An 18,433-nucleotide genomic window follows, 5' to 3' on the forward strand; every position below is an offset into this window, starting at 1 on the left:
CTCAGCATTGGGCTGGAAAAGCCCTGTCGCATTCGAAAGGAAAGTGGCTTAAACGAGCACTTGGGGCGGCACAAAAACGGGACAGGTCCAGTCTATCACTGGTTCGAATACGTACCGCAGGAACTGCTGGACAAGTTCACCGAGCAAACCGGTATCGCCGTGACAATGGACACCTACGACTCGAACGAAGCGATGCTGGCCACGTTGAAAGCAGGCGGCATCGGCACCTATGACGTGGCAGTGCCCGGCGATTATATGGTTAAAATCATGGCTGGCGAAGGGCTGCTGGATACCATCGCCGAGGGCGAGTTGGTCAACAAGGGCAACATCTCGGCCGAATGGGCCGACCCAAGCTTTGATCCGGGCCGTACTCATTCGATCCCGTATCAGTGGGGCTCGACCTCGTTTGCGGTGAACCGCGATGTATACAGTGGCGACATTCAGACTACGGACATCCTGTTCAACCCACCCGCCGAACTGTCAGGCAAGATCAACATGCTGGACAGCCAAGGTGACGTGATGGCCATGGCCTCGCTACACCTGGGCATCCCGCAGTGTTCGAACGATCGTGAGCAACTGAAGGCACTGAACGATATGCTTCAGAACGCCAAACAGCACTGGGTGTCGTTCAACTCGGATACCGCCAAAGAGGTGCTGGTGTCCGGTGATGCGGCAGTCGGTCAGATCTATGACGGCTTTTCCGCAAAGGCTCGGGAAGAAGGTGCCAACGTCGAATATGCCTTCCCTACTCAGGGCTACGTGGCGTGGATGGACAATGTTGTTCTGCTGAAAGATGCGCCGAACCGCGATAATGCCCTGAAATTCATGGACTTCCTGCTGGAACCGGAAAACATTGCCGCAGTGACCAACTATGCGCAGTATAACGCGGGCGTTAACGGGGTGACCGAGTTCCTTGATCCGGAGCTGGCAGCGCAGCCTGAAAAGAACCCTCATGCGGGCGCGGGTCAAGGCGTGTTCCTCGAAGTCTGCGACGAGGAAACTCAGGCTGTCTATGACCAGATCTGGACCAATCTCAAGAAATAGGTCGGTGTAAGCTAAGATTTGGCGGCGCTTTTGTTAAAAGGGGCGCCGAACAAACCTATTGAGACAAAAAGCCCCATGAAACGCGTTACAGTCTGCAGTATTTTAAAGCTTCTCTGAACCAGTCTGCATCATAGCCTCGGTTTCCGAAAGCCACTCGACATTTGGTGGAGTCCTTAGCAATGCCCTCGCCCCGATGTAAGCGCTGACCTTTCCAGCGGTGGCGAACAGGTTGATCGGACGCCCCTGACTGTCGCAGACGGTGTGCAGCTTTGTGTTCATGACACCGTTGGTCCGATCAATCAGGCGTCTACGCCCCCAGTTGTTACGCCCAAACTGATCGCTGTCCGATGTGCCTTCAGGTAGGTTGCGTCGATCTGTTTGGTCAAAGCCTTTTCCGGCAATCCGGCATGCCCTTCCAAATGACACGCGGCGTTGACGCGAAATAACCTCACAGGAGACTGCGTTGCGTTTGAAGTCAGCGACGAGCACAAGCGGCTTGATGTCGTGTTATTCCCAAAGTTTGACTATAGGTGTCGCGCAGTTATCGGGTGCTGCCCACCGTTTATCTGTCGATCTTCTTGCTACCAAAAGTTGCCATATGCCCACTTCCGACCCTGATAACGTAATCAAATCCAGATGCGCTTGACGTCAAGTGTATCTCGCCTTAATAAGTTAGTTATTACTCACTAACATAATGGTTTCGAATGCCCGCCCGCAAGCCCGCAGATGAACGCAAGACCGAGATCGTACAAGCCATGCTGCGCCTCGCGGATGAGTTGGGCCCTGATCGCCTGACCACACAGTCGGTTGCTGATGCAGTCGGGCTGACGCAGCCCGCAATCTTCCGGCACTTCGCGACCAAACAGGATTTATGGTTGGCGGTAGCTAACGAGATTTCTGAACGCCTCCGAACCGCGTGGGGTGACGCGCTTAGGACATCTGCCGATCCGGCAGAGCGGATCAAAGCGCTGATTTTGGCTCAATTGCACCAGATCGAGACTATGCCGGCCATCCCGTCTATTCTTTTCTCGCGCGAGCTACAGGTAGAAAACGACGATCTCCGGCAAGCTGTTCTTACGCTGATGACTGAATTGGTCGCATTGCTGTCCATCGAGCTGACCAACGGACAGAAAGCGGGCCTGTTCGACACAAACCTGCCGCCTGAAGACGGAGCGCTACTGTTGATCTCACTGGTACAAGGGTTGGCGATCCGCTGGACTCTGGGGAAACGCGGTTTCGCATTGGAATCCGAAGGGCACCGATTGCTCGACGCTCAGATGCGGCTATTCCGAATAGAAAGTACAGAGGTTTCGCCATGAACCGCCGTATCATCTTCGGTGTTACCCTTGCTGTCGGCCTCGCCGTCTTTGGCTGGCTTGTCCTTACAGAGCGCCCGGTTAGTGTTTCCACTGCCGCAATTGAAAAGAATGTCCCTGTTCGTGTTTATGGGCTGGGGACGGTCGAGGCCCGGATCGTCTCAGATGTCGGATTTGAAGTTGGTGCCACGCTGACAGAACTTTCGGTCGACAGTGGTGATACCATCAAAGCGGGGCAAGTCCTTGCCCGGCTTCATCCGACGGAACAACAAGCAAAAGTCGCGCGCGCCAAAGCCGGGATTGCCGCCGCAGAGGCCACTTTGGGCAAGGCTGAGGCAAATGTGATCCGCGCGCGTGCCATTCTTGCGCAACGGCAGTCGACAAATGCGCGCCAGCAGGAACTTGCCGGACGCAATGCCGTCTCGACTCAGGCTGCAGAAGAGGCCCAGCGGGATGTCGATGTTGCAGCCGCTGATCTGGCCGTAGCAGAAAGTGATGTTGAGGTTGCCAAATCCATGCACAGTGACGCCAAGGCAGCCCTGCAATACGAGCGTGTGCTGCTTGATCATCATGTGTTGCGGGCTCCCTTTGACGCGGTCGTTGTTGAGCGCCACGTCGAAGCAGGTACAGTTGTTGTCGCTGGTGAACCTATCTTTACCCTTTTGGACCCGAACACTGTTTGGGCTTTGGCCTACATAGATGAAGAGAGGGCCGGGCCCCTGCAACTCGGACAAGTTGCCGAAGTGAGGTTGCGGTCTTTGCCGCATAAGGTCTTCACCGGCAAGATCGCGCGGATCGGTATAGAAAGTGACCGGGTGAACGAAGAACGCCGGGTCTGGATTGCATGCAATCGGTGCCCGGAACAGGTTTTTCTTGGCGAACAGGCCGAAGTTTGGATCACAGTGACAGAGCTGGTCGATGCGATGTTGGTTCCCGAGATCGCAATAACCGGTTTTGACGGGCATGAAGGACTTATATGGATCGCGCAGGATGGGCGTGCGCATCAGGTATCGGTAGTCTTCGGTCACCGGACCGAGGATGCGCGGGTCGAACTGGTCGGTGGTATTCCCGACGGCTCGCAGGTCATCTTGGCACCCGGTAAAGGGCTGTCCGAGGGGCGCATGGTTCGGGTCGTCGAGAGGGATGCGCCATGAACCTCGCCTACCGCGATGTGCGTCACAATCTGTTCCGCTTCATGCTGACTTGCCTCGGCCTCAGCCTTCTGATGGCGGTCGTGCTGGCAATGATTGGTATTTACAATGGGCTGGTTGCGGACGCGCTGAACATCGTCAAAGCACCGCGAGCAGATCTTTGGATTGTTGAATCTGGTACACGCGGACCGTTTGCAGAAGCCTCGAAAATTCCCGACGGCACCCGTGATGCCGTGGGGCGATTGCATGGTGTGTCCGAAGCGGGCAGCATCACATACCAGACCGTCGAAGCGCCCTTTCGCGGCGAAACGCTACGCCTGTACGTGATCGGATACGAGCCAGGTCACCCCGGTGGACCCGAAGCAATCTCGGTAGGGCGTGGGATCAGCCAGTCCCATTTCGAGATCGTGGCAGATGCCAAATCCGGACTGTCCGTCGGCGATGTGATCCGACTGGGCCGCGATCCTTTCACTGTGGTCGGGTTGGTCGAGGATACGATGAATTCCGCCGGTGATCCGGCGGCGTTTATCACCTTGCGCGATGCGCAAGTGCTACAGACGCAACTGGCCCCGTCGGCTCAACGCGTCCAGGAGGCACGAGGCGCGGGGTTGCTCGAAAGTCAGGACAGCGTTGCGGCTGTGATCGCACGGCTTGAACCGCTTGCAGACCCGCAAGCAGTGGCGCAGTCGGTGCGCCAATGGAAACATCTTGGGGCCCTGACACAAGCCGATCAGGAGTCTATTCTGCTATTGTCTGTGGTGGATCGGGCAAAGCGGCAGATAGGTTTGTTTCTGGGCATCTTATTGTCCGTTTCAGCCGTTGTGATCGCATTGATTATCTACACGATGACCATGGAGAAGCTAAAGCAGATCGCCACACTCAAACTGATCGGCGCCCCCGACCGCACGATCATCGGGCTGATCGTGCAGCAATCCATTGCACTTGGTGCGGTCGGCTGGAGTTTCGGTCTGATCCTTATCCTGCTTGTCAAAAACTACTTCCCCCGCCGGGTTGTGTTGGAGCCGATCAACGCCATCGCGCTGGCAGGGATCATCCTCATTGTCTGCATCGTCGCCAGCGGCCTTGGCGTTCGAGCAGCACTCAAGGTCGATCCGGCCACGGCAATCGGAGGGTGACGTCATGCTCAATGATCCGCGCCGCGTGATTGTAGATGTTACCAATGTCTCAAAGCACTTTGGCGAGGGCGATGCTCGTGTCGACGCACTGAAGGGTGTTGATCTGTCAGTCGAGGCGGGCGAAGTGGTGGCACTACTCGGCCCGTCTGGATCGGGTAAAACGACGCTTCTGAATGTCATTGGCTGCATCATTGCTCCGAGTACGGGGAAGGTTACGCTGGACAATGAGGTGGTTTACGACAAGCAATGGCTGCGAAACGATTTGCGTAGGCTACGGCTCGACAAGATCGGGTTTATCTTTCAGTTCCATAATCTTCTGCCATTTCTCGATGCCAAAGATAACGTTGCTCTGGTGCTGAAACTGGCTGGAAAATCGACGGTCGAGGCGCAAAGGCGCGCTGTCGAACTGCTGGACTATCTGGAGGTCGGTCACCGCAGGGATGCGATGCCCGCGCTTCTGTCCGGAGGTGAGGCGCAGCGTGTGGCCATCGCACGCGCCCTTGCCAACAGCCCGCGCATCATTCTGGCAGATGAACCAACTGCGGCGCTTGACAGCCAGAGGGCCGGGATCGTGATGGACCTGATGCGCAAGCTCGCAGCTGAGCAAGACGCCTGCATCATCGCGGTGACGCATGATGAAAAGATTTACGACAGGTTCGACAAGCTGTTCCACTTACGCGACGGTCGACTTGATGGAACGGAAGGGGGCGCGACATGAAAAATGCAACCACTGGCAACCGCGCCCTGAACATAGCGGCAAGCGTGGCAATAGTGTTCGGCGCGTTGACTGTTTTCTCAGGCGGACGGGCCTTGTTTGGTGGCGATGAAGCACGCGCCGCCGTTGGTAATGCAGTGCCCTTCGTGCTGTGGTTCAACTTTCTGGCAGGATTCGCCTATGTCGTGGCCGGCTTTGGACTGTTTCTACGGCACCGGTCAGCGGCCTGGATATCAACAGGCATTCTGGTTGCCACCGTTCTGGTTTTTCTGGCCTTCGGCGCTCATGTGCTGCAAGGCAATGCCTATGAGATGCGCACCCTCGGCGCGATGACCTTGCGCACGGGTGTCTGGTTAGCCATTTCCGTTGTGGCTTGGGTGCATATCTGGCGAGCAGAATGACTCGCCTGTAGATATGCCGTTACTCGCGGGACATTTCCTTCGACCTCCCATTTCGGGGACAAAGGAGATGTTTATGAATCAGGACGTACGCGGGTGTTGTCACGTTAACGTCCGGTCGACGAGGGAATGCTGATGGTCGGGATTCAAGCGGCTCGAGTGGCAGCATTCAAGGCTTCGAATGCCTCGAGGCGGTGATAACGGATTGTTTGTGCGGAGCGACGACGTGCCGGGACGCGGAAGCAATTTCTGCCGGCTGATGGGTGGTTACGAACCGCTGCAAACCTCTTGGAGATCGGTGTCCTAGCATCGTCCGTTCTCGCTTTCGGAATGGGAGGGGGCTGTTTTCAGCTCGATTGTTGAGGCCCTTGTGCGACCAACGATCCAAGCCCGGCGCGATTTCCCGTTTGGCGGTGCCAAAGGACCGCAACTTGTTCGTGATGATCCGCTTGGGAATGAAACCAAGGTGCTTGATCAGGCGGCGCAACAGCCGTTTTGCCGCCTGTTTGTCCCGCCTGGGTTGGAGGATTTCCTTCAGCACGACGCCATGCTGATCGACCGCGCGCAAAGCCGATACTTGCGACCTGAAATGTCCACGACAATTTCATCCAGATGCCAGACACCACCTGGACGGTTCAGTCTCTGCCGCAGATTTCGAGCTACCACCGGCCCGAATTTGATGACCCAGCGCCGAACAGTTTCATAAGAAGCATAGCGCACGCGCTGCAGCAGCATCTCTTCAACTTCCCGCAGGCTCAGATTGAAGCGAACGTACAGCCACACCGCGTGCTCAATGAGCTGAGGCGGAAACCGGGGGCGCTTGTAGCTGATTGACGATGTCTTCATCAATGTCACCTCCGCCCAATGTCGGGCATCAGCAACCTAACGACAGTTAATGTGGCAACACAGAAAGAAAGGCTCGAGACACGCCATTTGCGCGTCGATCAGCCAGAAAATCACTCATGTCACCGCTCCGTTTTCGGAGCTGTGAAGCACGCGGCACAACAAAAACCAATGAATCCTGACCCTAGATTTGCTGCAAAGCTGTCCGAGAAGACGGGACCACTTAATCTGCCCCCTGTTGATTACTTTGTCGTGCCTTCAGTCGGTGGCCGACCTGAACAATCGCGTCAAGGGCCGGGATCAATTCGGCCCCAAGCTCGGTCAGGCTGTATTCCGTCGAGGGGGGCGACGTGCGCCGGACATGGCGGACCAGCACACCTCGTGCGGCCAGTTCCGACAAACGGGCCGAAAGTACCTTGGCAGAAATCGGCGGAATATCCGAACGCAGTTCACTAAAGCGGCGTGGCCCGGCCCGCAACGACCAGATCACGTTCGGCGCCCAGGCACCTGCAATCACAGCCATGCATTCGGTCAGCATGCAGGGTTCGGGTGGCGCCGGGCTTCGGTTTTTCCGCATCTTCAGGGCCATGAGGCGTTACCAGGTTTCTGCTGGGTTACTCTATTTTTTAAGTAACCATCAGAAACCTAGTTGTCAACGGATATGCCCTTCTCCATGTCTATGGTGCCACCAGTAATCCCCAGAAAGGAATACCATGAAACTCTACTACAAACCGGGCGCATGTTCGCTTGCCAGCCACATCGTGCTGACCGAAATCGGCACTCCCTTCGAAACTGAGGCCGTTGATACCGCGGCTGGCCGCACTGAATCCGGCGCGGATTTTAGATCCATCAACCCCCGAGGATATGTGCCGGTGCTTGCGCTGGACGACGGTGAACTTGTCAGGGAGGGATCCGCTATTCTTCAATATCTTGCTGATAAGTACCCGTCCTCTGATCTGGCACCATCAAACGGAACGATGGCCCGTACACGGGTTCAGGAATATCTGAGTTTTGTGGCGGCCGATCTGCACAAATCCTTCAGCCCGCTGTTCAAGGGTGATTCCACCGACACCGAAAAAACCAAGGCGCGCAGTATCGTCAAAACAAAATTCGATCAGGTCGAAAACATACTGGCCGATGGGCGGGAATACCTTGTGGACGGAAAGTTTTCGGTCGCGGACGCATATCTTTTCGTTGTCTCGAACTGGGCAAATTTTACGGAAATCGATTTGTCCGGCTGGCCAAGCCTGAAAGCCTATGTCGAGCGGGTGGCAGCACGTCCCGCAACACAAACGGCGATGCGCGCCGAAGGGCTGATCCAATGACCCCGGCCGATCACAAAGCTGTGGTCGAATTGATGGAGGCCTATTTCGAGGGCCTTCATCACGCCGACAGCAACGCCCTGAGACAGGTGTTTCACCCGAAACTGGCGTATATCTGCGCCACCGAAGGGGATGAGCTGTATCTGGATCTTGAGAGCTATATGGCCCGTGTGGATCAGCGTGAACCGCCAGCCAAGCGCGGTGACCCGCGCGATGAAGAGATATTGCAGATCTCCTTCGGCAGTCCGAGGCTGGCCCATGTCATGGCCCGTATGTCGATGATGGGGCGCGATTATCTGGATTACCTTTCCCTTGTCCGCCACGGCAATGACTGGCGGATTGTCACCAAGGTCTTCTCCTACGTTCCAAGGAAGGATTAAAACCATGCCATATGTGAATGTCAAAGTAACCCGTGAAGGTGGTCCTGACGGAACCGGCCCAAGCCAGAACGAGAAAGCAAAGCTGATCGCCGGAGTGAGCGAACTGTTGCACGAGGTGCTGGGCAAAAACCCGGCAACCACAGTCGTCGTGATTGACGAGGTCGATCTGGACAACTGGGGCATCGGTGGGCTGCCGGTTGTCGACTACCGAAAGACGGCCACGTGAAAACCCGGCTGACCGAGCGCCTGAACCTGTCCCACCCGATCATTCAGGCGCCAATGGCGTTTGTTGCGGGTGGGTCGTTGGCCTCGGCTGTGACGCAGGCGGGCGGGCTTGGGTTGGTCGGCGGGGGTTACGGCGATCGGGACTGGATTGCGCAACAGTTCGATGCAGCCGGAACCACCCCTGTCGGGTGCGGTCTGATCACATGGAAGTTGGCAGAGCAGCCCGCTCTGCTCGATTACGTGCTGGAGCGCGGGCCAGCCGCGGTCTTTCTGTCCTTTGGTGATCCTGCACCCTTTGCCGACAGGATCAAACGGACGGGCGTTCCGCTTATCTGCCAAATCCAGACACTTCGGGACGCGCTGCGTGCCATTGCGGTTGGCGCCGATGTCATTGTGGCTCAGGGGGCCGAAGCTGGTGGCCACGGCGAGGTGCGCGGCACGATCGCGCTTGTGCCCGAAGTGGCGGATAAAATTGACGCATCGAACAGTTCGGCTGTACTTTGCGCCGCCGGTGGTATCGGCGATGGTCGCGGTCTGGCTGCGGCCCTGATGCTTGGCGCAGATGGCGTTGTGATAGGAACTCGGTTTGTTGCTGCAGATGAGGCGCTGATCCATCCGCAGATTCTCAGCGACATCTTGCGCGCATCGGGGGATGAAACCGTTCGAACCTCGGTTCCCGACATCATTCGCGGTTATTCTTGGCCGGACCGATACTCAATCCGGGTACGTCGAAATGATTTTGTCAGTAAATGGCATGGTCAAGAAGCCGCGCTAGACGCCGGCTTGGATGTCGAAAGACGACTTTGGAACGATGCTCAGAATTCCGGAAATCCGTCAATCGTTCCCGGTATTGTCGGCGAAGGTGTGGGTATCATAAGAACCTCGAAACCTGCAGAACAGATCATTGACGAGATCATGCGCGATGCGATCGACCTCATCAAAGGTGAAGGTGGCAGACATTTGTTTCGGCATAAGGCTTGATTGTCTATCGGTCAAAAAACGCGATTAGGTGGGATCTAATGGTGTTGTCACATTAACTGTCGTTAGGCTGCTGATGCCCGACATTGGCTGTAGGTGACATTGATGAAGACATCGTCAATCAGCTACAAGCGCCCCCGGTTTCCGCCTCAGCTCATCGCGCATGCAGTGTGGCTGTACGTTCGCTTCAATCTGAGCCTGCGGGAAGTTGAAGAGATGCTGCTGCAGCGCGTGCGCGATGCTTCTTACGAAACTGTTCGGCGCTGGGTCATCAAATTCGGGCCGGTGGTTGCTCCAAATCTATGGCAGAGACATGGCCGCCCAGATGATGTCTGGCATCTGGATGAAATTGTCGTGGACATTTCAGGTCGCAAGTATCGGCTTTGGCGCGCGGTCGATCAGCATGGCGTCGTGTCGGACGAAGTACTCCAATCCAGGCGGGACAAACGGGCGGCAAAACGGCTGTTGCGCGGCCTGATCAAGCACCTTGGTTTCATTCCCAAGCGGATCATCACGAACAAGTTGCGGTCCTATGGCACCGCCAAACGGGAAATCGCGCCGGGCTTGGATCGTTGGTCGTACAAGGGCTTGAACAACTGCGCGGAAAACAGCCCCCTCCCATTCCGAAAGCGAGAACGGACGATGCCAGGATACCGATCTCCAAGAGGTTTGCAGCGGTTCGTAACCACCCATCAGCCGTTAGAAATTGCTTCCGCGTCCCGGCACGTCGTCGCTCCGCACTAACAATCCGTTGTCACCGCCTCGAGGCAACTAACGCCTGGAATGCTGCCACTCGAGCCGCTTGAATCCCGACCATCAGCATTCCCTCGTCGACCGGACGTTAACGTGACAATACCGTTTCGGATACTGCGCACCTTTGAAATAAATCATGGACTGGTTCTCGAGTGAATACACCGGCGGCCATTCACCGTCTGCATTCGAGCGCGTCAATAGTCAAAAGTTTGCAACATAACCCTTTACGGTGCCCGGCCAAATCACAAGCCCGGCCCTCTTGGTCAACTACTCTGCTGCGTCCGAAACCGTGGTTTCTGAGTATATCCCTTTCACACGTTCCTTTGTCGGATCAAAATGAGGGAATGGAACGATCCTGGCTTTCAACCGTTTTTGTTGGCCGTCCAATTGCCCGATTTCGATGTCTGCCCCAATTGTCGCGTGGGTAACTGAAATCCGACCCAAAGCGATGACTTTCCCTAAAACGGGTGATTTCATTGCGCTGGTAATCGCTCCAACCTGCGCCTTTCCGACGCGGACGCAGTCGCCGGGTGACGGGACGACGCCGCCTTCGATTTCAAAACCAACCAGCCTTCGGTGGGGGTGCGCCTTGCGTTCTTCGATTGCTGCCCGCCCGATGAAATCGTCGGTTTTTGATTTCAGCGGCACGGTAAAACCGATGCCGGCTTCAAACGGGTCCGTCTGGTCGTCGAATTCTGACCCGGCAAAAATCAGGCCCCCTTCGATCCGCAGCATATCAAGTGCCCCAAGGCCCAGCGGCGTGATCCCATAATCCTGACCTGCCTCCCAGACTCGGTCGAAGATTTCCACTGCATCTTTGGGATGGCAGAAGATTTCATATCCAAGCTCACCGGAATACCCTGTTCGGGAGATCACGACAGATGTTCCGCGCACATCTCCGACCCGTGCAACGGTCAGTCTGAACCATGGAAGTTCGTCAATCGTTGGTTGCTGTGGGGGTGTCCAGAAAATTCTGGAGAGAATGTCGCGACTGTGCCGCCCTTGAACCGCGATGTTGTGCAGCTGATCCGTCGAATTGCGAACCCAGACATTCAAGTTGCGTTTTTGCGCTTGTTCCTGAAGCCACAATCCACTGGTGTCATTCCCGCCGATCCAGCGGAAGTTCGTCTCACCCAGACGATAGACGGTGCCATCGTCAATCATCCCGCCGTGCTCATAACACATTGCGGTATAGACGACCTGACCGACGCTTAGCTTTTTCATGTTGCGGGTCACGCATAGCTGCATCAGCTCTTCTGCATCGGGTCCGACAACTTCGTATTTACGCAAAGGACTCAGGTCCATGACGGCAACCTTGTCCCGACAGGCCCAGTATTCAGAAATCGCACCATGATTGGTCATCGTGTTCGGCAGCCAATAGCCGTTATACTCGACGAAATCACGGGTATGCCGCGCAAAGCAGTCGTGAAAAGCAGTTTTCTTGGTTTCTTCCACATCCGCCTCCGCAGATTTTCTATAGCCGTAGGATCGTTGAAAATCCTCGGTCGCCTTGTACGTTCGCACCTGAATATCGGTCGGGTTCCACCCGTTTGCCGGATCAATGTCGCAGGGACATGCCGTGCTGATGCAGACCAGATCGGTCAGCGCGCGCAGCAACACGAAGTCACCCGGTCGCGACCAGGGATCGTCCATGCCAATGGCATTGGCGTCATCCAGCATCGTGTTGAAAAAGAAGTTGATCGCAGGCCAGCCGCCGCGCGGCTTGATGCCATACTGGTCCAGATCTTTGTTAATATTGTCCGAACAGTTTACGTGGCCTGGATAGCCAAGGTCTTCGTAGTACCGCGCCGTACAAGCAAGGCCAAACGTGTCATGACGACCGCAAGTGTCCTGCACGATTTCGATCAAGGGTTCCTGATCGACGGACCAGTATTTCGAAAATATCCCCGGTTGCGGATACAGGCTGCCCATCAGGCTGCGGGTCGTCGTCGGATCGATTTCGCGCTCGATCCCCTGATCCAGCGCCCGGCGGCTGAAGGCCTGAAAATCCGAGCATTCGCGGCCGCGAATATCCAAGATCTGGATGAATTCTCCAGCTTTGACCTCATAAGATATGGCGTTTCCCGGTTGAATGTTGATGTCCCTGAGAGGGTCGGCCAACGGCTCAGGCGCGCCAACACCCGGCTTTTCCAGACCCGGCGCGGAACGCTGAATATAGAGGATGATATCCGTTGGAGGGTTGTTGTTTTCCGGGCGCATCGCCTCGCCGGGTGCGGCGACGATCAGAAGACCATCGCTTTCCGCCACGAAATGCACCATGTCGCCGGGGCGCGAGCCTTCGACAAAAGCGCGGATTGCGTCGCCCTGCCCGATGTCAAACCCCGCAGCCTCGAGCGCGCGCAGAACCTTCCGGCCCGAAGCGGAACCGTTTGCCAGCGTTGCGATCACCCCGTCGGGACACCCGTGTCCCCGCGCGCCGAGCATCGCCGCGTCCGAGCTTCGGTCGGGGGCAAAAAATACCATCTCAGCGGGCTGCATTCCATCGCGATCCAGCAATGTGATCGTGTCCCCATTGGACACCGGAACGGCGCGCGATCCCATTGCGGGAACCGGATGGCGTTCTGTGCCATGCGGCAGGATGGGCAGACCAGGAGCCAGCACCCCGCTGCGTTCGAACGGTACCTCAAACAAGGGTTTGACGTTCATCTGAACAACTCCGGTTAATCCAGCCCCAAAGCGCGCTTGCGCTTTTCGGCCCAACTGCTGATTGCCATATCAAAGGTCAACGCCATCAGAGACACGTTCAGACCCAGTACAAAATTCTTGCCCAATTCGGTGCCTGCCAGGGTTCGCTGCAATTCCTGCCCCAGATCCTGCGTGCCGATGAACGCGGCGATAATGACCATGAAGAACGCGAACATGATGGCCTGATTGAACCCGACGGCCATAGTCGGCAGCGCCAGTGGAAACTGTACTGACATCAGTTTTTGTCTGCGCGTCGAACCAGACATATCCGCGGCTTCGGTCATTTCCGGCGGCACGCTTCCCAGACCGATGATGGTATAGCGGATCAGCGGCACGGCGGCGAAGATCAGGATGGAAAACACGACCGCCACGTCATTGACGCCGAACAGCATGATCGCGGGGATCAGATAGATGAAGCTAGGGAAGGTTTGCGCAGTGTCGCAGGCCAGCAGGATACTCTTGGACCAGCGTTTGGACCGAGCTGCGACTACGCCCAAGGGGATACCGATCAGAGTTGCCAACACAACCGCTGAAATCACTGTATAGAGCGTGATGACCGAGCGATCCCACCAGCCGGAAAACGCGACGATTGTAAAAAACACCGCAGCATAGATACCGGGTTTGCGGCCTCCGATCCAATAGGCAAAGGAGACAACCAGCAGGATGAACGCAGGTGTCGGAATGGCAAGCAAAGTATCACGAAACGGGATCAGAACTTTTACGTTCAGGAACCAGCGCAGCCATTCGGTTGTCCCTTTGATCACATCGAAGGCCAAAACCGACTTGATCACATCGTCGATTTCCTTTCCCTGGCTCAGATGCTGCTTGCGACCAACTTCAGCCAGGATCGGAAACACTTGCGACAACAGGGTGAACCCGACGAACAGACCCACTGCGATTAGCGGAATCCAGTGCCGTTTCCACCATGGCGTTCCGCGTTCGAAATGAATGGGCTGTTTGACGACCCAGGCCTTCGACATCCGGTCAAGCATGACCGCCAGAAGAACGATGGTCACGCCGATTTCAAACGAACGGCCAAGTTTGAAGCTGCCCATCATTGCAAGCAACTTGGCTCCAAGGCCCGGCATGCCGATAAAGGCGGTGAGAACCACCATTGCCAGACACAGCATGATCACCTGATTGACACCTACCAGTACTTCGGTGCGTGCGGCTGGGACGTATACATGCCGCAGCATTTGCCAGCGTGTACATCCAGACATCTGGCCGGCTTCGATCACTTCGGGGCTGACTTTCTTCAGACCCAGTGTGGTCATCAGGATCATCGGCGGGATGGCAAAGGTGATTGTTGCCACGGCCCCCGCGGTTGGTCCGACTTTGAAAAAGATCACCGCTGGCAAGAGATAAGTAAAGAATGGCAGGGTTTGCAGAACGGACAGGATGGGTTTCAGCACCCGCTCGAACCGGCCATACTTCCAGGCGGCGATGCCCAGCACCAGGCCCAGCACAAACGCCAGCGGTGCCGCCACTACAATGACAGACATGGTCTGCATGGCGATGTTCCACTGGCCGATTGCAGCGGTCCAGATGAACGTACCCGCACCCAGAGCCGCCAGCCGCCACCCCCCCACGGCATAGCCCACAACAGCAGCGACAGCAGCGATTGCTGACCACGGGATTGGGCCCAGATAAGGCCAGCGGCGCTTGCCTTCGAGCAGGTTGGCCGACATATCCAACAGGAATTCCAACGGGCCTTCGGCGATAAAGCGGGTCACGTAGATCAGACCAAGGTCGTTTTGGATGAAATTGAAGATCGCATCCAGCACCTGCGCCGTCGGCGGGATTGCTGCCTCGGGAATGCGGTTCAACCATTCAGGGAGAATTCCGACCGCCTTGGCAAGGATCAGCGCAAAGGCGGTGATCAGAAGTGCGGTAAGGACTCTGGTGCGCCCCCACGCACCGTCTGCCGTGTCCGGTAATTCGGTGGACAGTGTCGCCATCATTCGGCTCCGAGCAGAACGTTCAACGCGGCATCGCGATCCAGAACACCGGTGACAACGCCAGTTTCATCCGCAACCGGCAGCAGGATACGCTTGTCATTGACCAGAACCCGGGCCAGTTCATGAATGGTTGATCCGCCATTGATCGGCGCGCCTTCAAGGGTATGGCCGTTCACCGGTTTTGCCAGCCCTTTCGCATGCACCACGCGGGCCTTGTCGATATCCTCGGTGAATTTCGCCACATATTCGGTCGCCGGGTTCATCACGATCTGATCCGGAGTATCGCATTGTTCGACCGCACCGTTGCGCATTATAGCAATCCGGTCAGCCAGACGCAGCGCCTCGTCGAAATCATGGGTGATGAAGACGATGGTTTTGCCCAGCATCTCTTGCAGGCGCAGGAATTCATCCTGCATTTCACGGCGGATCAGCGGATCAAGCGCCGAGAAGGGTTCATCCAGAAACCAGATATCCGGTTCGATAGCCAGCGACCGGGCGATACCGACCCGTTGTTGCTGGCCACCGCTCAATTCCCGTGGGAAGTATTCTTCCCGTCCTTCAAGGCCCACCAGCTTGATGACCTCCAAAGCGCGTTCGCGCCGGTCGTGGCGATCCTGCCCACGCATTTCCAGCGGGAAGGCGACATTGTCCAGAACCGTGCGGTGCGGCAGCAACCCGAAAGACTGAAACACCATCCCCATCTTGTTGCGGCGCAATTCGATCAGATCGCGCTCGCTGAGTTTCATGATGTCCTGACCGTCTACTTCGATCGTGCCTCCGGTGATGTTGTGCAGACGCGAAAAGCACCGCACCAGCGTGGATTTGCCCGATCCTGACAACCCCATGATGACAAGCATCTCGCCACGGCCAACCTCGATCGAGACATCCTTGACCCCGGCGATATACCCATCCTCACGGATCTCGTCGAAACTGCGGCCTGCCGGCATGGACTTCAGATAGCTCTCGGGCGAGGGTCCAAACAGTTTCCAGACATTCTTGGCTGATATGACAGGCGCGATGGCGGGCATGGCTGCTTTTCTTTCTTGTTGAGCGCGGCCCTGGATCACAAAACGATCAAGGCCGCGCCAGATTCATTATACGTAGCCGTTATCAACTGCAGGCATTGATCCAGGGGTCAACAACGGCACGGTTGGCGTCCAGCCATTCCTCTGCCGCTTCTTCCGGCTCAAGCTCATCAGTGTCGACCAGCTTTGCCATTTCCGCGATCTGAGGGTTGGTGAAAGAAATCTGGGTCAGGGCGCAATACGCGGCTGGCCACTTGTCTTTCATGCCATCCCAAGCCGCCTTTTTCAGATATCCACTTGCCGGGTTGCCACAATCATACAGCGCGTCCGGGTTCGGACCCTTGGCAGGATCCTTGTCGCAGCCGTCTTCCCATGCAGGGAACTCCACAAACTCACCGGGCCAGACGGCTTCGGCAAAGTTTGGCGTCCAGTTGAATACAAGAACCGGGGTCTTGTCGGCCTCGGCGGCACCAATCTCGGCCCACAACGCTGCGGCGGAACCCGCATTGATCACGGTGAAGTTCAGATCAAGCGCTTCGGCGCGTTCCTTACCATGTTTCAACCAGTCTACCGGACCATCAAGATACCGACCCTTATCCCCGGTCTCGGCCGTGGCAAACAGGTGCGCGCAGTCGTTCAGTGCATTCCAATCAGGCAGGCCCGGGCAGGATTCCTTGGTCCACATCGGGTACCACCAATCTTCGCGCGTGACGGCATCATGATCGCCCGCGTCATGCAAACCCCCCTTTTCCAGAGCGGCCCGGTAGGATGCGCCAAACGCGCCTTCCCAGACTTCCATCTCAAGCGCGACGTCGCCCAAGCGGACCGATTCATAAACCGCCTGGCTGTCGGTGGTGACATATTCGACGTTGTTGCCCATCTCTTCGAAGATCAGACCGACGACGTTGGACATCACGATCTGGCTGGACCAGTTGTGAATTGGAATGACAATCGGGTCGCTGCTGTCTTCGGCAATCGCCCCGGTTCCCGCTACTGCCGCCAAGGTTGCTGCGGAAAGGAGGTTTGTAAGTTTCATGTTCGCTCCCTGAGTGAGGTTCGTTTTTTGTCAAAGGGGCTCTTCCGGCCCGCGAATTTGTGCATTTTGCCTAGAATCGCTCATAATGCAGAAAAGAAATTTGAGGGGCGTTGACCATAAAATCTTGAGGCAAACTCAACTTTTTACTATGTTAACAGTCGGTTGCCCGTTCAGACGGCAACGGGTGCCCATGAATGTTTTTGCGTGTGGCCGCGTCCAGATCGGGAAAAGTCCTGTAAATGCCAAAGAAAACATCAGTCACAGGGAAAGTCCTTCCTCCGCTTGATTATTTGTTGGCGTTTGAAGCCGCGGCAAAAGCGCAAAGCTTTGTGCAGGCCAGTAAGGTGCTGAACATCTCGGAAACCGCGATCAGCCGCAAAGTGCGCCTGCTGGAGCAGCATTATGATGTGCCATTGTTTGTCCGGGGTCACCGTTCGGTGTCACTGACGCAACAAGGTGCCATTCTGTTGGCAACTGTCGAAAAGTCTCTGGATCAGATGCGGGACGTCAGCCGTGAGATGCTGGCCAAGCATCAGGCCAACAAGGTGTCGATTTCTGCGACGAACTCTGTCGCGTCTTTGTGGTTGATGCCACAACTGCACAAGTTCAACAAATCCAACGGCCGTATCCGTATTTCGCTGGTGTCTTCGGACAGTGACGCAGAGTGCCTTTCGGATTCCATGGACCTGACAATATTGCGTGGAGATGGCGAGTGGCCGGGATACGAAGCAAAGCTTCTGTTCGGAGAAACAGTGTTCCCGGTTTGCAGCCCCGAGTACCTCAGAAGCAACCCCAATGCGGCAGTTCTTTCCGCGCTGCCGGAACTGGACCTTATTGAAGTCACCAGCAGCCATGCGGAGTGGATGACATGGCGTACATGGTTCAGCGGTAACGGTGTTTCCACCTCAGCGATGGAACAAGCTGTGGCTTTCAACACCTATCCACTGTCGGTTCAGGCTGCTGTCGATGGTTTGGGAATTGCATTGGGCTGGGCCCATCTTGTTGACCCCTTGCTTGAGAGCGGCGCGTTGGTCAGGCCGGTCCAGAACGCTTCGGTGCGAACGCAATCCGGATACTACCTGCTGAAAAGGCCGTCTCAAAAAGCTTTCCCGGAACAGCGCATCGTCGAGGATTGGTTGCTGGGTCTCAGCGCGGGTCGAAAAAGATACGCCTGATCCTTGTCGCAACCCCCGAATCTTGACTTGATGTTTGGAAACATCCCTTGGGTACTTTAAACTCACGTATTGACCCTTGGGAATATTTATTTACCTTAAAGAAAATTTTGACCGAATCTGGCCCTGCGTTTTGTCGCTCTGGCCGGACCAATCCAGACTATCTCACGCAGGGAGACCAAACCCAATGAGCTATAAATCCGACATCGAAATTGCGCGTGAAGCGAATAAGAAGCCGATCCAGGAGATCGGCGCGAAGCTTGGAATATCCAGTG

At 56.3% G+C, this 18,433-nt stretch carries 16 protein-coding genes and 3 pseudogenes; 12 read left to right on the plus strand and 7 right to left on the minus strand.

The window, feature by feature from the left end:
- The first annotated feature begins 30 nt into the window (after window positions 1-30).
- Window positions 31-1,044, plus strand: coding sequence for an extracellular solute-binding protein (locus ACR0J7_RS20125; RefSeq protein WP_480774581.1), 1,014 nt, complete (start codon window positions 31-33; stop codon window positions 1,042-1,044).
- 100 nt (window positions 1,045-1,144) lie between these two features.
- Here ACR0J7_RS20125 and ACR0J7_RS20130 read toward each other — a convergent pair.
- Window positions 1,145-1,427, minus strand: a pseudogene (locus ACR0J7_RS20130) (transposase); the annotation flags it as partial.
- A gap of 321 nt (window positions 1,428-1,748) precedes the next feature.
- On the opposite strand from ACR0J7_RS20130, the gene ACR0J7_RS20135 reads away from it, so the two are divergent.
- Genes ACR0J7_RS20135 through ACR0J7_RS20155 form a run of 5 tightly spaced genes read left to right on the plus strand, consistent with a single transcriptional unit; the run spans window position 1,749 to window position 5,763 of the window.
- Window positions 1,749-2,363: a TetR/AcrR family transcriptional regulator gene (locus tag ACR0J7_RS20135; RefSeq protein ID WP_480915449.1), complete on the plus strand. Its 615-nt coding sequence runs from the start codon at window positions 1,749-1,751 to the stop codon at window positions 2,361-2,363.
- Window positions 2,360-3,514, plus strand: a complete 1,155-nt coding sequence (locus tag ACR0J7_RS20140) for an efflux RND transporter periplasmic adaptor subunit (protein WP_480489498.1) — start codon at window positions 2,360-2,362, stop codon at window positions 3,512-3,514. The genes ACR0J7_RS20135 and ACR0J7_RS20140 overlap by 4 nt, the downstream gene beginning before the upstream one ends.
- Window positions 3,511-4,647 carry an ABC transporter permease gene (locus ACR0J7_RS20145; protein WP_480915451.1) on the plus strand — a complete coding sequence of 379 codons (1,137 nt, stop codon included), beginning with the start codon at window positions 3,511-3,513 and terminating at the stop codon, window positions 4,645-4,647. The genes ACR0J7_RS20140 and ACR0J7_RS20145 overlap by 4 nt, the downstream gene beginning before the upstream one ends.
- A 4-nt stretch (window positions 4,648-4,651) precedes the next feature.
- Entirely contained in the window at window positions 4,652-5,365 is a 714-nt protein-coding gene (locus ACR0J7_RS20150) for an ABC transporter ATP-binding protein (RefSeq protein ID WP_480871582.1), read from the plus strand.
- Window positions 5,362-5,763: a hypothetical protein gene (locus ACR0J7_RS20155; protein WP_480871583.1), complete on the plus strand. Its 402-nt coding sequence runs from the start codon at window positions 5,362-5,364 to the stop codon at window positions 5,761-5,763. Before ACR0J7_RS20150 ends, ACR0J7_RS20155 begins: the two co-directional genes overlap by 4 nt.
- Before the next feature lie 143 nt (window positions 5,764-5,906).
- Here ACR0J7_RS20155 and ACR0J7_RS20160 read toward each other — a convergent pair.
- Window positions 5,907-6,606: pseudogene (locus ACR0J7_RS20160) on the minus strand (IS6 family transposase).
- A 220-nt stretch (window positions 6,607-6,826) separates the two neighbouring features.
- Entirely contained in the window at window positions 6,827-7,192 is a 366-nt protein-coding gene (locus ACR0J7_RS20165) for a winged helix-turn-helix transcriptional regulator (RefSeq protein WP_480915452.1), read from the minus strand.
- 124 nt (window positions 7,193-7,316) lie between these two features.
- On the opposite strand from ACR0J7_RS20165, the gene gstA reads away from it, so the two are divergent.
- The 5 genes and pseudogenes from gstA to ACR0J7_RS20190 all read left to right on the plus strand — a co-directional run bounded on the left by gstA (window position 7,317) and on the right by ACR0J7_RS20190 (window position 10,314).
- Complete coding sequence (gene gstA / locus ACR0J7_RS20170) at window positions 7,317-7,928, plus strand: glutathione transferase GstA (RefSeq protein WP_480912407.1); 612 nt, start codon at window positions 7,317-7,319, stop codon at window positions 7,926-7,928.
- Window positions 7,925-8,305 (plus strand): nuclear transport factor 2 family protein, encoded by a 381-nt coding sequence (locus ACR0J7_RS20175; protein ID WP_480774587.1) that lies wholly within the window; start codon window positions 7,925-7,927, stop codon window positions 8,303-8,305. Before gstA ends, ACR0J7_RS20175 begins: the two co-directional genes overlap by 4 nt.
- Before the next feature lie 4 nt (window positions 8,306-8,309).
- Window positions 8,310-8,531 carry a tautomerase family protein gene (locus tag ACR0J7_RS20180; RefSeq protein WP_480489513.1) on the plus strand — a complete coding sequence of 74 codons (222 nt, stop codon included), beginning with the start codon at window positions 8,310-8,312 and terminating at the stop codon, window positions 8,529-8,531.
- Window positions 8,528-9,511 (plus strand): NAD(P)H-dependent flavin oxidoreductase, encoded by a 984-nt coding sequence (locus ACR0J7_RS20185; protein ID WP_480489512.1) that lies wholly within the window; start codon window positions 8,528-8,530, stop codon window positions 9,509-9,511. The genes ACR0J7_RS20180 and ACR0J7_RS20185 overlap by 4 nt, the downstream gene beginning before the upstream one ends.
- A gap of 102 nt (window positions 9,512-9,613) precedes the next feature.
- A pseudogene (locus ACR0J7_RS20190) lies at window positions 9,614-10,314 on the plus strand (IS6 family transposase).
- A gap of 214 nt (window positions 10,315-10,528) precedes the next feature.
- On the opposite strand, the gene ACR0J7_RS20195 reads toward ACR0J7_RS20190, so the two are convergent.
- The 4 genes from ACR0J7_RS20195 to ACR0J7_RS20210 form a co-directional block, all read right to left on the minus strand.
- A complete protein-coding gene (locus ACR0J7_RS20195; RefSeq protein WP_480915454.1) occupies window positions 10,529-12,928 on the minus strand; it encodes a trimethylamine N-oxide demethylase in 2,400 nt (799 codons plus the stop codon).
- Window positions 12,929-12,942: 14 nt separating this feature from the next.
- On the minus strand, window positions 12,943-14,925 hold the full coding sequence (locus tag ACR0J7_RS20200) for an ABC transporter permease (protein WP_480484927.1): 1,983 nt from the start codon (window positions 14,923-14,925) through the stop codon (window positions 12,943-12,945).
- A complete protein-coding gene (locus tag ACR0J7_RS20205; protein WP_480478516.1) occupies window positions 14,925-15,953 on the minus strand; it encodes a quaternary amine ABC transporter ATP-binding protein in 1,029 nt (342 codons plus the stop codon). The genes ACR0J7_RS20200 and ACR0J7_RS20205 overlap by 1 nt, the downstream gene beginning before the upstream one ends.
- Before the next feature lie 82 nt (window positions 15,954-16,035).
- On the minus strand, window positions 16,036-16,986 hold the full coding sequence (locus tag ACR0J7_RS20210; protein ID WP_480484928.1) for an ABC transporter substrate-binding protein: 951 nt from the start codon (window positions 16,984-16,986) through the stop codon (window positions 16,036-16,038).
- Between the two features lie 293 nt (window positions 16,987-17,279).
- On the opposite strand from ACR0J7_RS20210, the gene ACR0J7_RS20215 reads away from it, so the two are divergent.
- On the plus strand, window positions 17,280-18,161 hold the full coding sequence (locus ACR0J7_RS20215; RefSeq protein ID WP_480915455.1) for a LysR substrate-binding domain-containing protein: 882 nt from the start codon (window positions 17,280-17,282) through the stop codon (window positions 18,159-18,161).
- Window positions 18,162-18,433: the final 272 nt, after the last annotated feature.

The sequence above is a fragment of the Ruegeria sp. O4 genome, from assembly GCF_056535125.1.

Excerpts from the sequence above, each read along its gene's own strand:
- ACR0J7_RS20165 (WP_480915452.1), bottom strand. The coding sequence starts at position 7,192 with ATGGCCCTGAAGATGCGGAAAAACCGAAGCCCGGCGCCACCCGAACCC.
- gstA (WP_480912407.1), top strand. The coding sequence starts at position 7,317 with ATGAAACTCTACTACAAACCGGGCGCATGTTCGCTTGCCAGCCACATC.
- ACR0J7_RS20145 (WP_480915451.1), top strand. The coding sequence starts at position 3,511 with ATGAACCTCGCCTACCGCGATGTGCGTCACAATCTGTTCCGCTTCATG.
- ACR0J7_RS20140 (WP_480489498.1), top strand. The coding sequence starts at position 2,360 with ATGAACCGCCGTATCATCTTCGGTGTTACCCTTGCTGTCGGCCTCGCC.
- ACR0J7_RS20175 (WP_480774587.1), top strand. The coding sequence starts at position 7,925 with ATGACCCCGGCCGATCACAAAGCTGTGGTCGAATTGATGGAGGCCTAT.
- ACR0J7_RS20205 (WP_480478516.1), bottom strand. The coding sequence starts at position 15,953 with ATGCCCGCCATCGCGCCTGTCATATCAGCCAAGAATGTCTGGAAACTG.
- ACR0J7_RS20135 (WP_480915449.1), top strand. The coding sequence starts at position 1,749 with ATGCCCGCCCGCAAGCCCGCAGATGAACGCAAGACCGAGATCGTACAA.
- ACR0J7_RS20200 (WP_480484927.1), bottom strand. The coding sequence starts at position 14,925 with ATGGCGACACTGTCCACCGAATTACCGGACACGGCAGACGGTGCGTGG.
- ACR0J7_RS20195 (WP_480915454.1), bottom strand. The coding sequence starts at position 12,928 with ATGAACGTCAAACCCTTGTTTGAGGTACCGTTCGAACGCAGCGGGGTG.
- ACR0J7_RS20210 (WP_480484928.1), bottom strand. The coding sequence starts at position 16,986 with ATGAAACTTACAAACCTCCTTTCCGCAGCAACCTTGGCGGCAGTAGCG.
- ACR0J7_RS20155 (WP_480871583.1), top strand. The coding sequence starts at position 5,362 with ATGAAAAATGCAACCACTGGCAACCGCGCCCTGAACATAGCGGCAAGC.
- ACR0J7_RS20180 (WP_480489513.1), top strand. The coding sequence starts at position 8,310 with ATGCCATATGTGAATGTCAAAGTAACCCGTGAAGGTGGTCCTGACGGA.
- ACR0J7_RS20150 (WP_480871582.1), top strand. The coding sequence starts at position 4,652 with ATGCTCAATGATCCGCGCCGCGTGATTGTAGATGTTACCAATGTCTCA.